The following is a 2,676-nucleotide window of genomic DNA, read 5'->3' as shown; positions in this document are numbered from 1 at the left end:
TCTAGCAGCAAACTATTTCTGAGAAAAATTGAGTTGTTACCGAAGCTCCCGAATTAAATCTAAAATCTTCAGCCGCTTTTTTAGAGACATTTCCTTTTCCTATTCCCCTAGCATTGACTAGGATAGGACAGGTGTCTTATTGTTTATCTCCTGCTGAGGGAATATTTCTCAGGTTATACCAGTAAGCTGGGTTTTGCTGTCACTCTAGCTAATGTTCTATCTTAAAAAAGCTCACGTTTGAGGTTAAAAGGCTCAACGTTGAGGTTCAAAGGGTGAACGTTGAGGTTAAAAGGCTCAACGTTGAGGTTCAAAGGGTGAACGTTGAGGTTAAAAGGCTCAATGTTGAGGTTAAAAGGCTCAACGTTGGAGTTAAAAGGCTCAACGTTGAGGTTCAGAGGGTGAAATTTATAACTCTCCAATGTTTGGGTGGTTGAAGATTTTCCGGTAGGATGGTTGTGCGATCGCCTTTTGCCAATTCAATCTGCTCTTGTTCTAGGTTTTTGGCTTCGCTAAGTTTTGCCCCTTGCAGGTTAACTTCCCTGAGCATTGCCCATCCCAGGTTGGCTTCACTGAGTCTTGCCCATCCCAGGTTGGCTTTGCTGAGGTCTGCCACTTGCAAGTTAGCTCGTGTGAGTGTTGCCCCTTGCAGGTTCGTTTCAATAAGTATTGCATCTTCCAGATTGGCTCTTGGGAGCTTTGCCCCTTGTAGGTTGGCTTTTGTAAGAATTGCCTTTTGCAGGTTGGCTCCACTGAGGTCTGCATCTTCCAGATTGGCTCTTGGGAGCTTTGCCCCTTGTAGGTTGGCTTCGCTGAGTATTGCCTCTTGCAGGTTAGCTTCACTGAGGTCTGCATCTTCCAGATTGGCTTTTGGGAGCTTTGCTCCTTGCAGATTTGCTAGCGTGAGTATTACCCCTTGTAATTTAGCTTCACTGAGTATTGCCCCTTGCAGGTTGGCTCTCATAAGGTTTGCGTTTTGCAGGTTGGCTTTAAAAAGGACTGCTCCCCTGATATTGATATTACGTAAATCCAACCTCTGATTTTCCGGGTCATTCTCAGACTTGCGCCGTCCAATGACGGTAAGGGCTGCTTGAATATCTGTCTGAAGGTTTAGTTTTTCCTCTATTTCCTTTGGTTTTTGATAATTCCAAGTATTGACTATTATTAATGAGTCTGTATTTTCTGTATTTTTCTCGAAAAAATCATTCAAAGGCGCATTCTCTCGCACAAAAGCCGTAAGAACTTCCATGATTGTCCAGTGATCATCTTTAGAATCTTTAGCGATTCGTTCTAAAGTATAAATCGCCCCTAATCGTGTTTCAATCTTTTCATTGCCAAGCTGTTCAATAGCCTTTTCAAAGCGTTCTGTAATTTGCTTGTCTTGTGCGGCTTCTGCATTTCTTAAAGCAGCTTCAGCACTTTTATTTGCAGCCTCGGCGCTCTTATTTGCAGCTTCAGCACTTTTATCCATAGCTTCTGCACGTTTAGCTGCATAGAACGCATTGATAAATACAGCAATTCCAACAAAAATTGTTCCAGTAGTTGTTAAAGCTTTAATTCCATAATCTAACCTTTGCTCTGTTGATAAACCTTCAACATTCACAAAGGCTAAAAAAACAATAAATAAGCAAACAATAAATATAAATGGTAGAACTATTAACCAATTTCTCAGAGGGTCTGTGTTTTTATCAGACATATAGCAATCCTAAAGGATTTATTTTTTTAACGAACCGCAAAAAGCGCAAAGGGAAGAGAATTGTAAAGCGTTTTTGCCTCAGTCTCGTGAATTTTTGAAAAATTTGGATGCTCCCAACGAACGTTCATTCTTGTAGTTGTCTGTCTATATCCTCAGCAGTTCGATAAGGGTGTCTCCTACGGCTTTCTTCTATAATGTCCAGTACAGAACGATGTTTTGGTTCAGCTTTTTCTGGTAATATCACAAATACATCAACGCTATCGCCTATTTCAGCTTCTGGAATTTCAATTTCTATTTTGTTTCCTAGTAAAACTTTGGTTGTGATACGTAAAGCTGATTGCATGGTTTTTCCCTCAACATTTATTAATACTGTAGGCAAGATGTTGTCTTCTATATTCTCCTACAAGCGATAGAGGGCGGCAGTACTCTCATCTATTTCTTGTTTTTCGCTAAATGAATAAATAATCCAATAAATAAAATTAGAATTATAAACGAATTTATCGGTCTGTCTTATTATCAGACATAGGTTTCATCTTCCTCATCTCCAAAATTATTACGGAGATTTTTGGTAAAAACTATAGTACTAAGTGAAACTGGTAGAATGCGCCCAAATAACTAATGATGCTGTGATAACTCAACTTGATTGTCGCCAATCTGCCGGTGGTTCTATATAATCAGGTAGACGAGTAGTGCGATCGCCAAGTGCTTTTTCAATCTGCTGCAACTCTAAGTTTTTCGCCCCTGTTAAAATTGTCCCTTCCAGTTTGACATCACTCAGGTCAGCTTCTGAAAAGTTAGCTCCCATAAGGTTTGCCTGAGTCAGGTTAGCTTGATAAAAGGTTGCCCTATAAAGGTTAGCTCCAATGAGGTTTGCTTGATACAGGTCAGCTTCCGTTAAACTGGCTTCTGAAAGGTTGGCAAAATAGACTTCTGTTTGGTGGAGTTTGGCTGCATTCAAGTTAGCCCTAGAAAGGTTGGCTCCA

The 2,676-nt window shown here is 40.4% G+C and carries 3 protein-coding genes; all 3 read right to left on the bottom strand.

What is annotated here, in order from left to right; all coding sequences use genetic code 11:
• Positions 1-391: 391 nt before the first annotated feature.
• Positions 392-1,693, bottom strand: coding sequence for a pentapeptide repeat-containing protein (locus VE944_RS06100; protein WP_324973762.1), 1,302 nt, complete (start codon positions 1,691-1,693; stop codon positions 392-394).
• 124 nt (positions 1,694-1,817) lie between these two features.
• Complete coding sequence (locus tag VE944_RS06095; RefSeq protein ID WP_324973758.1) at positions 1,818-2,036, bottom strand: hypothetical protein; 219 nt, start codon at positions 2,034-2,036, stop codon at positions 1,818-1,820.
• 291 nt (positions 2,037-2,327) lie between these two features.
• On the bottom strand, positions 2,328-2,676 hold a 349-nt coding region (locus VE944_RS06090), incomplete at its 5' end, for a pentapeptide repeat-containing protein (protein WP_324973755.1).

The organism is Nostoc sp. (genome assembly GCF_035638895.1).
Lineage (GTDB): Bacteria > Cyanobacteriota > Cyanobacteriia > Cyanobacteriales > Nostocaceae > Nostoc.
The sequence above is the reverse complement of the archived record's forward strand: the minus strand, read 5'-3'. Positions and strand labels throughout refer to the sequence as shown.

Bases quoted from the DNA above. Each gene is read 5' to 3' on its own strand.
- VE944_RS06100 (WP_324973762.1), bottom strand. From the start codon at position 1,693: ATGTCTGATAAAAACACAGACCCTCTGAGAAATTGGTTAATAGTTCTA.
- VE944_RS06095 (WP_324973758.1), bottom strand. From the start codon at position 2,036: ATGCAATCAGCTTTACGTATCACAACCAAAGTTTTACTAGGAAACAAA.